General features: G+C 41.1%; 15 protein-coding genes and 1 pseudogene. All 16 read right to left on the minus strand.

Annotated elements, in window-relative coordinates:
• Nucleotides 1-13: 13 nt before the first annotated feature.
• Nucleotides 14-742: a segregation/condensation protein A gene (locus RN80_RS00430; RefSeq protein WP_060627149.1), complete on the minus strand. Its 729-nt coding sequence runs from the start codon at nt 740-742 to the stop codon at nt 14-16.
• The gene (gene xerD / locus RN80_RS00435) at nt 742-1,476 is read right to left on the minus strand and encodes a site-specific tyrosine recombinase XerD (protein ID WP_301280307.1); all 735 of its coding nucleotides are present in this window, start codon (nt 1,474-1,476) and stop codon (nt 742-744) included. Before xerD ends, RN80_RS00430 begins: the two co-directional genes overlap by 1 nt.
• Nucleotides 1,473-1,934 (minus strand): cyclic-di-AMP-binding protein CbpB, encoded by a 462-nt coding sequence (gene cbpB, locus RN80_RS00440; protein ID WP_023947100.1) that lies wholly within the window; start codon nt 1,932-1,934, stop codon nt 1,473-1,475. The genes xerD and cbpB overlap by 4 nt, the downstream gene beginning before the upstream one ends.
• A complete protein-coding gene (locus tag RN80_RS00445) occupies nt 1,931-2,452 on the minus strand; it encodes a metallophosphoesterase (protein WP_023947098.1) in 522 nt (173 codons plus the stop codon). The genes cbpB and RN80_RS00445 overlap by 4 nt, the downstream gene beginning before the upstream one ends.
• Entirely contained in the window at nt 2,428-3,399 is a 972-nt protein-coding gene (locus tag RN80_RS00450; RefSeq protein ID WP_060627151.1) for a nucleoside-triphosphate diphosphatase, read from the minus strand. The genes RN80_RS00445 and RN80_RS00450 overlap by 25 nt, the downstream gene beginning before the upstream one ends.
• On the minus strand, nt 3,396-4,190 hold the full coding sequence (gene racE, locus RN80_RS00455) for a glutamate racemase (protein ID WP_060627152.1): 795 nt from the start codon (nt 4,188-4,190) through the stop codon (nt 3,396-3,398). Before racE ends, RN80_RS00450 begins: the two co-directional genes overlap by 4 nt.
• A 199-nt stretch (nt 4,191-4,389) precedes the next feature.
• Nucleotides 4,390-4,638: a YneF family protein gene (locus RN80_RS00460; RefSeq protein ID WP_000364990.1), complete on the minus strand. Its 249-nt coding sequence runs from the start codon at nt 4,636-4,638 to the stop codon at nt 4,390-4,392.
• A 141-nt stretch (nt 4,639-4,779) separates the two neighbouring features.
• Nucleotides 4,780-5,367: pseudogene (locus RN80_RS00465) on the minus strand (alpha-amylase family glycosyl hydrolase); the annotation flags it as partial.
• A 69-nt stretch (nt 5,368-5,436) separates the two neighbouring features.
• The gene (locus RN80_RS00470; RefSeq protein ID WP_000157661.1) at nt 5,437-6,240 is read right to left on the minus strand and encodes an ABC transporter ATP-binding protein; all 804 of its coding nucleotides are present in this window, start codon (nt 6,238-6,240) and stop codon (nt 5,437-5,439) included.
• 12 nt (nt 6,241-6,252) lie between these two features.
• Nucleotides 6,253-7,146, minus strand: coding sequence for an ABC transporter permease (locus RN80_RS00475; RefSeq protein ID WP_060627153.1), 894 nt, complete (start codon nt 7,144-7,146; stop codon nt 6,253-6,255).
• 11 nt (nt 7,147-7,157) lie between these two features.
• Entirely contained in the window at nt 7,158-8,135 is a 978-nt protein-coding gene (locus RN80_RS00480; protein WP_060627154.1) for an ABC transporter substrate-binding protein, read from the minus strand.
• Between the two features lie 452 nt (nt 8,136-8,587).
• Entirely contained in the window at nt 8,588-9,514 is a 927-nt protein-coding gene (locus RN80_RS00485; protein ID WP_049523558.1) for an ATP-binding cassette domain-containing protein, read from the minus strand.
• Nucleotides 9,515-9,524: 10 nt separating this feature from the next.
• Nucleotides 9,525-10,592, minus strand: a complete 1,068-nt coding sequence (locus RN80_RS00490; protein WP_000159549.1) for an ABC transporter ATP-binding protein — start codon at nt 10,590-10,592, stop codon at nt 9,525-9,527.
• A gap of 8 nt (nt 10,593-10,600) precedes the next feature.
• Nucleotides 10,601-11,527, minus strand: coding sequence for an oligopeptide ABC transporter permease OppC (gene oppC / locus RN80_RS00495; protein WP_060627155.1), 927 nt, complete (start codon nt 11,525-11,527; stop codon nt 10,601-10,603).
• Nucleotides 11,527-13,023, minus strand: a complete 1,497-nt coding sequence (locus RN80_RS00500; RefSeq protein ID WP_000759915.1) for an ABC transporter permease — start codon at nt 13,021-13,023, stop codon at nt 11,527-11,529. Before RN80_RS00500 ends, oppC begins: the two co-directional genes overlap by 1 nt.
• A 66-nt stretch (nt 13,024-13,089) precedes the next feature.
• The gene (locus RN80_RS00505; protein ID WP_020902007.1) at nt 13,090-15,069 is read right to left on the minus strand and encodes a peptide ABC transporter substrate-binding protein; all 1,980 of its coding nucleotides are present in this window, start codon (nt 15,067-15,069) and stop codon (nt 13,090-13,092) included.
• Nucleotides 15,070-15,112 lie beyond the last annotated feature (43 nt).

The following is a 15,112-nucleotide window of genomic DNA, read 5'->3' on the forward strand; positions in this document are numbered from 1 at the left end:
CTCTCTATCAAGTCTAGCTTTGGGCTACTTGACTTTCTTCCTTCTTTTCCATGAGATAGATATCTCCGAAACTCTCCTCTTGCACGAGGATTAGTTCCTGGGTTTTGATTAACTCTAGGGTTGCTAAAAAGAGGGTGATGACCTCTTGGACATTCTGGGCTTCCTTGAACAAATCCTGCAAGCACAATTGGTCTCGTCCAGCCAAGGACTCTTTCACGATAACCATCATGTCCTCAATCTTATACTCATCCCGCAGGATAGTCGTATGATTCTGTTCAAACTCCTCTTTTTTCTTGGCTAGGATATTTGAAAAAGCCAAGAAGAGGTCAATGGTCGTCTTGTCATGCACGAGCTCCGCATCTTCGTAAATCAACTCTGTCGGCGCTTTGGAATAATACTGGGCCCGATCTTGGTGCTTGGCTTCCAAGTGCTCACCCAAGAGCTTGAATTTGCGGTATTCTTCGATTTGAGAGAGAAGATCCTGCTCTAGGTCATCCTCCAAGTCTGTCACTTCTGCCACCTTTGGAAGAAGCTTGCGGCTCTTGATCAGCATGAGCTGACTGGCCATAACCATGTACTCGCCCGTCACTTCCAGACGCATGGCCTGCAGAGTTGAGACATAAGCTAGATACTGTTCGATAACCTCCGTAATGGGCACATCGTAGATATCCATCTGATACTTAGAAACCAGGTGCAAAAGCAAGTCCAAGGGCCCTTCAAAATCTTTTAGTTTAATATCCATTATCTATATTTTTCTAAGGTCAGGACTGTTTTTAATCCTAATTTTTTTGCAATTTCGTACAAATCGACCTTCTTTTCTATCTGTCTTAGAATGAACTGTTCCCGCAAGGCTTGGGCGGATAAGGTTGAGAAACCTTTCTCCTTGACAAAGGACTCTAGCTGACGAAAGGCCCATTGACGAGAATAGGCTTTCCCTGACCTTTCAAAGAGATAGGTCTGCCCCATCAAGGGTTCCAATTCTAAAAGCAAGGTCGTGGGAATAGTTACAATCCTCTGTTGGGAAGCCTTCTGAATTCTCAACACTTGAAAATCCAGATTGATATCTGCAACCTTAAGGGCTAAAATCTCACTCGGCAAGAGCCCCATTTCCAAGATAAGTAGAGCCAGTAAACGCCCCTCTGGATAATTACTTTCCTGCCAAAAAGAGTCTAGGTCTAACAATTCTGGCTTTGCGGTCTTCTTTTCAGCTTGTTTGGCTAATTCCAAACGATAAAAGCTATCCACTTCTTCTTTTTGATAGAGAAAGTAGAGAAATTGATTACAGGCCGAAATCTTTCGCTTCTGGGCGCTGATTTTTAGATTGGCTAGCTGGGCTTGGTAAATCTTGAGACTGGTCTCCGAAATCCGCTCGCCTACCAAATCTAAAAACTGTTCTAAATCATACTTATAGGACTGCTTGGAATTGGCAGACAGACCCTGCTTTTCCTCTAAAAAGGCTGAAATCCTGTCTCTCATTTGCATCGAATCTCATATTCCTTACTAAAGTCATGCAAGAGGGCATTGACAGCCTTGAGGATAGACTTACGCGTGATAATTCCTTGAAAAATCCCTGACGCATCCACAACCGGCAAGAAGGACTCATCTACCAGCTTGTGCAAGACCTCCGTAATAGTAAAATCAGGCGAGACGACCGCTACGTCCGTTCTCGTCATAAGAACAATATCCGTATCTGCCATGATTTCTTGACTCAAGTCATGCTCCATCTGGTAAGCCATAATATCTCTGAGCCCAATCGTCCCAACAAACTGTTTTTCATCTGTCACAACAGGAACACGGGTATAGGTCATCTGACTGAGCAAGAGGGTCGCGTGATCTGCATTGTGGGTATCAATCAACACAGCTAGATTTTCAGCAGGGGTCAAAAAAGTTTCTTCTTGCCCCAACAAGAAAGTCTCAAACTCCTTGGCAATCATCGGCTAAACTCCTTGGACAAGCCCGGATACACCTCATGGTCTCGTGTCAAAAAGTCCACTTTGAAATAACTGTCATCAATCTCCACACGAGCATAGAGACATTCTCTTATGGTCCCGCGTGGTTGACTGATGGAACCTGGATTTAGAAAGAGGGTCTTGCCTTCCATCCAAGCGCTTGGCACATGCAAGTGACCATAAAGGCAGATATCAGCATTTTCTTCCTGAGCCCAGTAGTCCAACTTTTGAAAGTTGAAATTGATGTCAAACAAGTGACCATGGGTTTGGATAATCTTGGTCGAACCAAGCTCAGTCACCAAACGTTCTGGGTAGCCGGCGTAAAAGTCCATGTTCCCTTTAACAACGCGGATGCCCTCCCAAAGGGGAGAATCTGGACGCAGTTCAGAATCGCCATTATGAAAAACGGCATCAACTTTGCCCACATAGCGATCACGGATTTCTTCCACAATCAAGCTATCGCCATGGGAATCGCTCATTACAATGATAGTTTGCTTTGCCATGATGGAAATACCTCCAAAAGTTTCTTAACGGCTAAGGCACGGTGAGATTGACTATTTTTTTCTTCAAGGGTTAATTCAGCTGAGGACTTGCCTGTCTCTCCTACAAGGAAGAGAGGGTCATAGCCGAAGCCATTTTCACCCTTAGGTTCAAAGTTAATGTAGCCAGGCCAGTCTGCTTCAACAACCAAGCTTTCCTTGTTTGGGCTGGCTACGACTAGGGTTGTATGGAATTGAGCCGAGCGGTCCTTGAGTTCAAAGACCATGGCCAATTCGTGCAAGAGTTTGGCATTGTTTTCACGGTCAGTAGCTCCCACTCCTGCGAAACGAGCTGACCAGACACCTGGCAAGCCACCAAGGACATCGACTTTGAGACCAGAGTCATCTGCCAAAACCATCTTGCCCGTTAATTGAGAAATGGTTTCTGCCTTGAGGCGCGCATTTTCTTCAAAGGTCATGCCTGTTTCTGCTACTTCAGGCAGGTCAGGATAGTCATTAAGATTTTCCACATCGTAGCCTAACTTATCAAAGATAGCTCGGAACTCTTTGGTCTTGCCTTCGTTACGAGTCGCAATCAATAAGGTTTCTCTGACCTTGCTTGTCTCAAAGAAATCATGAACATTGACCCCTTCTTTAGGCAATGCTACATGCAGGAGTTGCCCATTTTCAATCAAGAGAAAAGCTCCCTGACGTTGGATGACTTCCAGATTTCGTCCCATTTCTTGGTTGAGGATATCTACCACAAAAGACAATAAACGGTAGAGAGAACCATAGCGTAAAACAATCACAGAAATAGGAAAACCTTGTTCCTCATCTCGAAATCTTTGGGCAAACTCAAATAGAGGAAAATCCAAGTCTTCATCAGTCAATGTCCGGACACCACCAAAAATACTATATGAGCCGACATACCAGTCCTGGTCATCCTTGTATTCATAAATTTTATTTGTCATAATTCTACATGCTCCACATGAATCTCTTTTTCAAGCCATTCTTCACCAATTTGTGCAAAACTTTGGCTGCTGGCTGTTGTGTAAAAACGGTGATGGAGTGGTCCAGCATCGCGACCACGATTGATTTCAAAATAATTGAGTAAGACTGAGATGTCCCGTACGCACTCTGCTCCACTATCGATGAGCTGAACTTTTGGCCCCATGACATTTTGAATAATAGGTCTGAGCAGTGGATAATGGGTACAACCCAAAATCAGGCTATCCACCTTTCCAACCAAGGAACGCAGGGTTTCATATACCACTTTCTTGGTGACACTGGTTGACAGGGCACCTGACTCCACCAAGGGAGCAAACTTGGGACAGGCCAAACTCTCCACCTGTAAGTCCGGATCCAAATCATGGATTTTCTGACGGTAGATGTCTGATTGGACCGTCATGGGCGTTCCAATCACTCCGATTTTCCCACCTTGGCTGGACTTGATAGCTGCCGAAGCTCCTGGCAAAATCACACCTAGGACGGGAATGTCTAGTTGAGCCTTGATTTCTTCCCAGACGACCGCAGTCGCAGTATTACAAGCAATGACAATCATTTTGACATCCTTGGTCAAGAGAAAGTTGACCAACTGCCAAGTATATTCACGAATTTGCTCAGCAGGACGGGGACCATAGGGCGCCCGCGCCGAATCTCCAATATAGACGATTTCTTCATGGGGAAGCTGGCGCATGAGCTCGCGCACAACGGTCAAGCCCCCGACACCCGAATCCAAAAAACCAATTGGTCGATTATCCATACAGTCTTCTTTCTAGTCTTTTTTCTGATTGATAGTTCATTATGATTATTTATCTTTATGAACCGAATGACAGCCTAATCAACAACTATCTCTCTTAATCATAATCAAATATCAATAGAATGCAAGGAAAAAGTCTCATCCCTAAACCATAGCCAACATAGTGAGAAGTCTGGAATTTTCATCCCAGACTTTTCCTTATTTATTTTTTCTTTTTATTGTTAGCAAGGGCTGCTTTTTGTTGGCGGATGATTTGGTGGTACACTTGTTGCACCTTGGCTTCGCTTGGTTTTTGACCATTTGCACTCAAAAGAGTACGAACTGCTTCAGCATTCAAACGTGGGTTGTCAGCGAATTCTTTTTCAATTTGCTTACGAACCAAGTACATTCCTCCAAGAGCTCCTCCTAGAAAAGCTAGCACAATCAATACAATTGCTAAAAGTAAATCCATCATTTTTCTCCTGTTTCTTTTTGAGTCCCTTTCATTATACCACAAACTAGCCACCCTGACTAGTTTGTTTTACGCTTTCAGGGATGGAATAAACAGCAAAAAGAACCCTGCTTTTCTGCAAAAGAGGGCTCCTTACTGAGTTTAATTTACATAAATAGCTAGTGTTTGATAGGGTTTGAGTAGAATTTTTTCAGACACTTCTGCATCTTCATAGTTTGAAAGCAAAATCTGTCTATTTTGGTAGGCTGCGGGTAAATCGATTTCCACTTCTGTGGCATAAAAATTATTGAGTACTAGTAACTTTTGATCCTCATACTGGCGTTCAAAAGTATAGACTTGTTTGCTATCTTCAAAAACTGGTTTGTAACTTCCTTCTGATATGATAGGCATTTCTTTACGAAGTCGAATCAAGTCTTGGTAGAAGGTGAAAATCGGGCCTTGGATTTCATTTTCTACATTGATGTGAGGGTAGGATTTTCCTGCCTTGAGCCAAGGTGTGCCTACTGTAAATCCTGCATTTTCCGAAGAATCCCACTGCATGGGAATTCGTGAATTATCACGCGACTTAGCCTGAATAATCAGGAAGGCTTCTTCCTGACTCTTCCCTTCCTCTAAGAGCATCTGATAAGCATTGATCGATTCGACATCCACATAATCAGCCATCGAATCATAGTCTGGGTCAATCATCCCGATTTCCTCCCCCATATAAATATAAGGTGTTCCACGAGAATTTCTATTTGTAGATTTTGCAAAACGTAAGAAATAAAAGACTGAGACACTAGATCTCAGCCTTTTTCTTTATCCCAAAACCAATTCATCACTGACTAGACTTTGACCACTATTTTTCTGGAAGAGATGCATGAGATCTTCAACTGTCAGATGCTTTTTCTCCTCTCCCTTGACATCCACCACTATCTTGCCTTGATAGAGCATAATGAGACGATTTCCGTACTCAATCGCATGGTTCATATCGTGGGTAATCATCAAAGTCGTCAACTGATGGTGTTCCACAATCTTTTGCGTCAAATCCATCACCATTTGACTAGTTTTCGGGTCAAGTGCCGCAGTATGTTCATCCAAAAGCAAAAGTTTGGGTTTTACCAGAGCTGCCATGACTAGGGTCAAGGCCTGTCTTTGTCCTCCTGAGAGATATTGAGTATCTACTTTCAAGCGGTTTTCAAGGCCAATATTCAACTCTTTCAAGGCCTCTTGGAACTGGATCCTATCCTTCTCCTTTACGCCCCAGCCAAGCCCTCTCTTCTGCCCACGTCTTAAGGCAATAGCCATATTCTCCTCAATCGTCAAACGAGAAGCTGTTCCCATCTTAGGATCTTGAAAAACACGGGCAATATCCTTGGCTCTCTTTCTGACACTCAGATTTTTAATGGATTTGCCTGCCAATAAAAGGTCCCCTTCGTCCACCGATAGATTGCCAGCCAAGATATTCATCAAAGTGGATTTGCCTGCCCCATTTCCACCAATCACAGAGATAAAATCTCCCTCTTCAACCTCTAAATCTAATCCTTTGAGGACATGGTTCTCATTGACCGTCCCTGCTTCAAATGTTTTGTGAATATTTTCAAGTGTTAACAAACTTGCCATAACTTTCTCCTCCTATTCATTTCTCAATTTCAGACCACGAATCTTTAATCTCTTTTGCAATTCTGGTGCAAATAAAACTAAGGCTAACAAGATTGCATTAAAGAGACGAACTAGGTTTTGATCTAGATTTGGAATTTCATAGATATTTAAAATAATCAAACGGTAAACAATAGCACCGATTCCGATGGATAATAAGCGACTTCCAATGGTCAAGTCGTGTATCAAAACTTCCGCAATAATAACTGCACTCAAACCAACAACAATGGTTCCTGTCCCAGAAGTCACATCTGAAAATCCATCATTTTGGGCAAACAAGGAACCACATAAGGCAATCAAGCCGTTTGAAATCATGTAACCAACAATCTTCATGGTGTCTACATTAACCCCATTGGCCTCACTCATCGGAATATTGTCCCCAGTCGAACGCAAGACCAAGCCAATCTCTGTCTTCATCAAAAGAGTCAAGACCAAACAAACAAGTAAGAGACAGGCCAAACTAAGTGAGAAAACAGCTTCTTCAGTTGTCAGCCCCAAGCTCGCCAATTGTTTAAAGACGGTTGCAGAATCTCCCAAGGAAAGATTAGGCACGCTTCCCATGATTTTAATATTGATTGAATAAAGCCCTGTCAAGGTCACAATACCTGTCAAGAGAGCTGGAATTTTCATCTTGGTGTGGAGCATTCCTGATACTAGACCTGCTACCATACCTGCAAACAAAGCAAGTAAAGTCGCAATCCAAGGATTTGTCCCTGCCTGTATCTGAGATACGACGACAGCAGCCCCCAGTGGAAAGGCTCCTTCAGCAGTCATATCCGCAATATCCAAAATACGGAAAGTCAAGTAGACCCCAATCGCCATAATCGACCACAACAAACCTTCTGATAAACTAGATAATACAAAATTCATCTCAAACCTCCTTATTCCTTGCCTTCTAACTTACTAATATCAATTCCCAATGCATCTGCCATTTCTTGATTGGTATGCAATTCCAGTTTTTCAGGCAACTCAACTGCTATATTTTCTGGTTTCTCACCTTTTAAGACACGAATCAACATGCGGGCTGTCTGCCGTCCCAATTCTTCATAATTGGTACCGTAGTTATACAAACCACCAACCGCAATCATTTCCGTTGAGCCACCGAATACTGGAACCTTGTGTTTAATAGAAACCTGCTTAACTGTTTCCATGGTTGACGAAATGATATTGTCCGTTGGTACAAAAACCATATCCACTTCTGCCATCAAACTCTCTGCTGCCGCCTTGACATTGTTACTGTCCAAGATTGTTTTTTCAACAACGGTAAAGCCTTTTTCTTCCAGAAGTCGCTTAGCTTCATCCTTTTGGACAACTGAGTTTGGCTCGCTCTGAGTATAGAGGATTCCAATTGTTTTAGCTTTTGGCAACACTTTCTTTATCAAATTGATTTGGGTTGAGATAGCATCTGATGACTGATCACTTGTTCCAGTTACATTTCCCCCCGGATGTTCTCTTGACTCAACCAACTTGGCACTGACAGGATCTGTTACAGCTGAAAAGATAACCGGTGTCGTTTGTGTTGTATTAGCCAAGCTCTGAGCAGAAGGCGTTGCGATGGCTAGAACGACATCACTAGATTCTGCTAGTTGCTGGGAAATCGTTTTTAGATTTCTTTGTTCTCCCTGTGCATTTTGCAAATCAATCTCGATATTTTTCCCCTCAATATAGCCTTGCTTGGCCAGCTCATCCACAAAACCTTCTCTAGTAGCGTCTAGGGACTGGTGGGTAATAAACTGCGAAATACCGATACGAAACACATCTTTTTTCTTATCTGCCTTCAACTGATGCAAACTAATCAGAGAGGTCAAGAGGATCCCCACTACCAAGAGGGGTGCTAGTAATTTTCGAACAACTTTCATAATGAAACTCCTTCTCAGAAAAGATAAAACAAAAAACCGCCTAGATACTATCTAAACGGATGCTTGAAATAATCTAACAAGTTACAACTTAGCTAGTCCATTTAGATATTCATCTATATGGACCACAATTAAAAATCTTAGCCACATAGATACAAACAAATTGCTTGAACTGTTTGCATCCATGGTGACATGTCTACAAACACTATCTAAAGTAGCTAAAGTAAAAGTTTTGATTCATAATTACAGCTTGTCTCTTATTCATTTCTTTTTCTGCTTTCTTTTTTGATGTTTCCTATCTTACCACCTTTTTCATCACCTGTCAAGAATATTTCAGAATTTTTTAAAATTTTTCGAAAATTCTTTCAAGGAGCTTTCAAAGACTTTCAAATCAGTCCAACAAAAAAAGGTTTATAATTTCCATAAAAGTTGACATGGAAATTATAAAACCATTATTAGTTTAACCCTTGTTGGTAACGCGCCAATTCGGCTTGGTTAGCCCAAACATAGTGACCTGGACGGATTTCTACCATAGATGGCTTATCTGTCTCATAATCATGTTGATCTGGATCATATACTTTCAAGACCTTCTTACGTTCCAAGATTGGATCTGGAATTGGTACCGCTGAAAGCAAGGCTTGAGTATATGGGTGAATTGGATTGTTAAACAATTCTTCTGTTTCTGCAACCTCTACAATAACACCCTTGTAAATAACTGCGATACGATCTGAAATAAAGCGAACAACCGACAAGTCATGGGCGATAAAGAGATAAGTCAAACCAAGTTCTTTTTGGAATTTTTTGAGCAAGTTCAAGACTTGGGCACGTACAGAAACGTCCAAGGCCGAAATTGGCTCATCTGCAATAACAAAGTCTGGTTGCATGACCAAGGCACGGGCGATACCGATACGTTGACGTTGACCACCTGAAAACTCATGAGGGTAACGAGTCAAGTGCTCAGCAAGAAGACCCACTTCACGGATAATATTTTTAACCTTCTCTTTACGTTCTTCTTCATCCTTGAACAGATGGTGATTGTAAAGACCTTCTGAAATAATATAATCAACAGTCGCACGTTCATTCAAACTTGCGGCAGGGTCTTGAAAAATCATCTGGATACGACGAATCAACTCTGCAGCTTGTTCACGCGATTTCTTACCATTAATCTTTTGACCTTCAAAAATGATATCTCCATTACTTGTATCATTGAGACCGATGATAGCACGACCAATAGTTGTTTTCCCACTACCTGACTCACCTACAAGCGAGAAAGTTTCTCCCTTGTTGATAAAGAAGTTAGCATTTTTAACTGCGACAAACTTCTTACTTCCTTCACCGAAGGAAATTTCTAAATCTTTGATTTCTACTAATTTTTCAGACATTTCCTTCCTCCTAGTCTGCCAGATGGGCAAATCCCATTTTATCACGGATCTTATCGTGAAGATTTGCAATCACAGCTGGTTTTTCTACTTTTGGAGCATCCTCATGAAGAAGCCAAGTTTTAGCCCAATGCGTCTCTGATACTGAGAATTGAGGAGCTTTTTGTTCGAAGTCAATCTGCATTGCATAGTCTGAACGCAAGGCAAAGGCATCCCCTTTCAAGTCAGTATAAAGTGACGGAGGTGTTCCTGGGATTGAGTAAAGATCCCCTTTATCATCAGCAAGCTGAGGCAAGCTAGACAAGAGACTCCATGTATATGGATGGCGAGGGTCATAGAAGACTTCCTCAACAGTTCCATACTCAACGATTTCTCCTGCATACATAACTGCTACCTTATCTGCAATACTTGCTACCACACCAAGGTCGTGGGTGATAAAGATTGTTGTGAAATGGTACTCGTTTTGTAAAGATTTTAGCAAATCAATAATCTGTGCTTGGATGGTTACATCCAAGGCAGTTGTTGGCTCATCACAGATCAAGACATCAGGTCGGCAGGCAAGGGCAATAGCAATAACGATACGTTGACGCATCCCTCCAGAATATTGGAATGGGTATTCATCAAAACGTCTATCTGCATCTGGAATCCCAACCTTATTCATGTAGTCAATCGCCAATTCTTTCGCTTCTTTAGCTGTTTTGCCTTGGTGTTTTACAATAACTTCTGTAATCTGACTACCAATTGTTTTAATTGGGTCCAAACTAGTCATTGGGTCCTGGAAGATAGTCGCAATCTTAGCACCACGAATTTGTTCCCAATCCTTGTGAGAAGACAAGGCTGTCAAGTCTTGACCACGGTAGTCAATACTTCCTTGGGCAATGCGACCATTTTCTTCAAGCATACCTGTGAAGGTCTTTGTCAAAACAGATTTTCCTGATCCTGACTCACCTACCAGGGCTAATACTTCTCCTTCAACTAGTTCAAGGGAAACGCCGCGAATGGCTGTCAATACTTTGTCACGAACGTCAAATTCCACGACAATATCGCGAGCAGTCAAAATTACATTTTTTTCTTTTGTCATTTCTACTCCTATCTATGTGTACGTGGATCACTAGCATCCGCTAAGTTTTGACCAACTACGAAAAGGGACAAGGATACCAAGACAAGAGTTGTCAATGGAATCCAGAACAAGTAAGCATTAGTTGTTACGTTTTGTGAATAATCTGAAATCAAACGACCCAAACTTGGCACTGTAATTGGTAATCCAAGACCGAAGAATGACAAGAAGGCTTCGTATGAGATAAAGCTTGGAAGCATTTGAGTCATGGTTGTCACAATAACAGATACCAATTGAGGCATGATATTTTTGGCAACAATCTTCAAGGTTGGTGTTCCCAGAGTACGTGACGCCAAGTTGTATTCCAAGTCACGGTAACGCAAGATTTGCACACGAATCATGAAGGCAATTCCAATCCATGTTGTTACACTCATGGCGAAAATCAGATTCCAGAATCCAGCTCCGATTGAGTAAGTCAAGACAATGACAATCAAAAGAGATGGGATGTTTGAGATGACGTTGTAAACTTCCATCATCACGCGGTCAACTGATTTTGAAATTCCCCAAATACCACCGACAAAAACACCGATAACCAAGTTAATCACTGTCGCAATCACAGAAATGAGGATAGAGTTACGAGCTCCGAACCAGACACCGTCAAAGAGCGATTTACCGTTACTGTCAGTACCGAACCAATGCTCAGCATTTGGCTTGATATAACGAGCACTAAAGTCGTTTACCTTACTGACATCATTGAAATCAAACTTAGAAAACATTGGGTAGATGAAACTCATCAAAATGATGGCTAGCAAGATTCCCAACATGACTACAGTTGATTTTTTCTTCATAAATTGTCTAAACACTGAACCCCAGTATGAATAAGCTGGCGCATCAATGGCTTCAGAGGCAAAATCGTCACGTTTTACAAACTGAAATTTTTCTTTATCGATTGTAGACATTATTTGCCTCCTTTCTCAGTCAATTTAATACGTGGGTCAATAATCGTCATCCAAATATCTCCCAAAAGAAGTGAGAAGATAGAAATACATGTAAAGATGAAGACAAGACCAACGACCATAGAGTTATTAGATGCTTTTACAGAGTCAATCAACATTTTACCCATACCTGGGAAGGCGAAGACTGTTTCAGTAAGGGTTGCACCACCGATAACCCCGATAACAGCACCAGGAATTCCTGAAACTAGCGGAACCATGGCATTTTTAAAGATGTGTTTGTTTGAAATTTCTTTTTCAGACAAACCTTTTGCACGAGCAAAACGAACAAAGTCCTGTGATTGCAAGTCAATCATGTAACGACGAATCCAAATAGCTGTACCAGGAGCACCCAATAAACCAAGGATAACTGCTGGTAAAACATACGAACGCCAATCTCCAGCACCCAAAATAGGGAATGAATCTGGAAGACCAATTGATGATCCAATCAAACGAACAATGTAAACCAAAGCAATGGTTGGAAGGGCCATCAAGAAGGTCAAAAACCCTGTTGAGAAGCTATCAATCCAAGTATTCTTGAAGCGAGCCATAGCTGAACCAAGTGGCACGGCAATCGCATAAGAAATCACCAAACCGATCAATCCAACAACAGCAGAGCTGGCAATCATTGAAGGATATTGGTAGTTACTTTCTGTAGCTGTATAAGGATCATCTTTTCCGTAGTTTGCTACTTCACGAGAATCAGCCTGACTAGGTGATTTATAGGTTCTTGAGTAAATATTTACAGAAGAAGTTTTCTTACCTGTTGGGAACTGAACTTGAGATGTTTTTGTTTGTCCTTGTCCTTGAGTAATAACCTGTAAAACAGGGCTATTAGCATAGGTTGGATAAGAGTCACCTAAATTGATGTTCACAAAGTTTTGATGCACAAATGGGAACTGACTGTTGAAGTACAAGAGATATTTGTGTTTAGTACCTGAACCGACCAATGACCATCCGATAGCTGGATCGTTTTCAAAACGAAGATAACGTTTCAAGTCTGGATTTTCAGGGTCTTGAATTTTATTTGTATGGTCAATATCAATCAAGTTAGCATAGAAGTGAAAAACACGTTCAAAAATTGGGATTTCACGAGTAGCGTAGAATTGGCCACTTTCAGTAAATTCTCCCAAGGTCCAACCATGACCGATTTGTTTGATGTATTTTTCATAGATAGCCTTGTTGGTGTCATTAGCTTCAACTGTTACAGAGGCATCCATCTGGCTGGCTTTTTCTTGCAATTCCTTGGTATCGTAGTACTCGATATAGCCCATACGCTCATAAACAGTGTTCTCATAGTTATCACGCTTATCAGCAGTTGTCGCAATCTTGTTATAGTTGGTATCCTGTTTGAAAATCAATTTTCGAGGAACCATTGTATAGATAATCGTGTAAGTCAAGGTTGTTACTAAGAAGATAGAAACCAATGACCGCAAGACACGCATAAAAATATATTTCTTCATATCGTTTCCTTTTTAAATCCCAAAAGAACCTTCTCCTCATGGAGAGAAAGTTCCCTTGAGAGTTATTTATTTAACGTGTTTAGTCAATTCTTTTTGAACTTTTTCGTTTGATTCTTTTTTCTCTTTAATCCATTTCTCACGAGCTTGTTCATAATCAGCCTTTGTTACAACTTTGTCTTGTAACTGAATATATTTGAAGTAGAGATTTGAACCTTTGTCTCCAGATTGGCTATAAGAAGCTGAGAATGGTACAACACGAGAAATGAATGGTGCAGCACCACTAGAAGACATAGCTGGTAAGAAGAGTGAACTGTCTGTCAACCAAGCTTGAGCAGCAGCATATTTTTCATAACGTTTGTTAAGATCACTTGTTTCTTTTCCAGCTTCATCAAGCAATTTATCGTAATCTTTCACACCAACTTTAGCTGCAGCTGCATTTGATGGGTCATCATACCCCATATAAGTTTTCGTTTGCTCACTATTAGTTGATTTAAGGATATCAAGGTAAGTTGATGGATCTTCATAGTCAGGATTCCATCCAACCGCACCTGAAAGATCCCAATCCTCAGCTGCCGCATTAGCAGCATAATAAGTCGCATTAAAGAATTCATCTTTAGAAATTTGTTGAATATCGATGACAACATTTTCTTCGCCTAAAACTTTTTCAACTGATTGTTTGAACGACTGAATCCGTGCGACAAAGTTTTTAGAGGTTTGGTCTACTGGAACATCCAAGTGGATAGGGAATTTCACACCTTCTGCTTCCAGAGCAGTTTTAGCTTTAGCAAATTCTGCTTTAGCTTTGTCAGCGTTAAAGAGACCGTCTTGACCATCAGCAAAGTTTACATCTTTCCACTCATCTCCATAAGTCTTAACTTTTTCAGCAACCAAGTCACCGAAAGTTTTTTCGCCTGCAGTCACAAAGTCTGGTTTCACAAATAAATTACGAACTGCGAGAGGAGCACCTTCTTTACCGTTAACTTGAGCAGAATAACCTGTACGGTCAAAGGCAAAGTTCAAGGCTTGGCGGAAGTCTTTGTTAAGAAGAGCTTTCTTAGTAGATGTTTTCTCTTCATCTGTCGTTTTAGATGTATATTTGTAATTTTGTCGATCGATATTTACACCTAAACCTCCAATACCAGCTCCTGACGGAGTGTAGAAAATATTATCCTTGTATGACTCCTCTACCTTTGAGAAGTTTGAACTTGTTGGGTAAAGACGAGCAAAACTATAAGCTCCACTTGTAAAGTTACGCTCAAGTGATTCTTGGTCCGAACCATCAAAATATGCAAGTGTTGCTGTATCTAAATGAACATTCTCTTTATCCCAGTACTGCTCGTTCTTAGCAAATTCGATAGAAGATTTAGCAGTCAAACCTTTAAGCAAGAAAGGTCCATTATATAGCAATGATGTAGGATCTGTCGCTTTAGCAAAATCAGAGCCTTTTGATTTTTCAAATTCTTCGTTTAATGGCCAGAAAATTGAATAAACCATCTTAGAGTTCCAGTAAGGTTCTGGTTGGTTCAAAGTATACTCAAGAGTATAGTCATCAACCGCTTTAACACCTACTGTAGAGAAATCTTTTGAATTCCCAGCCAAATAATCAGATAAACCTTTAACAGAAGTTTCAGCTAGATATAGAGCTTCTGATTTCTTATCTGCCGCATGTTTCAATCCATTCACGAAGTCTTTAGCAGTCACTTCGGCATATTCTTCACCATCGGATGTCATCCATTTGACACCTTTACGAATTTTGTAGGTATATGTCAATCCATCTTTTGATACAGACCAGTCTTCTGCAACCGCAGGAGTCAAATTCCCGTATTTGTCATTTGTGAAGAGGCCATCGATCCCGTTTGAAGTAGCCACTTTCGTACTCTCTTTTCCAGAAATAATATAATCTAATGTTTCTGGGTCAGCCGAATAGACATAGCCATAGGTTTTTGGAGCTGTCGAATCAGATGATTTTGAATTCCCACAAGCTACTAACACACCTGTTGCCAATAAAGCAACTCCTGCTGCAACAAAGACTCTACTTTTTTTCATTTATTTACTCCTCTGATAAAGTATAGGTTATCATCAATTATAC

The organism is Streptococcus mitis (assembly GCF_001281025.1).
GTDB lineage: Bacteria > Bacillota > Bacilli > Lactobacillales > Streptococcaceae > Streptococcus > Streptococcus mitis_AK.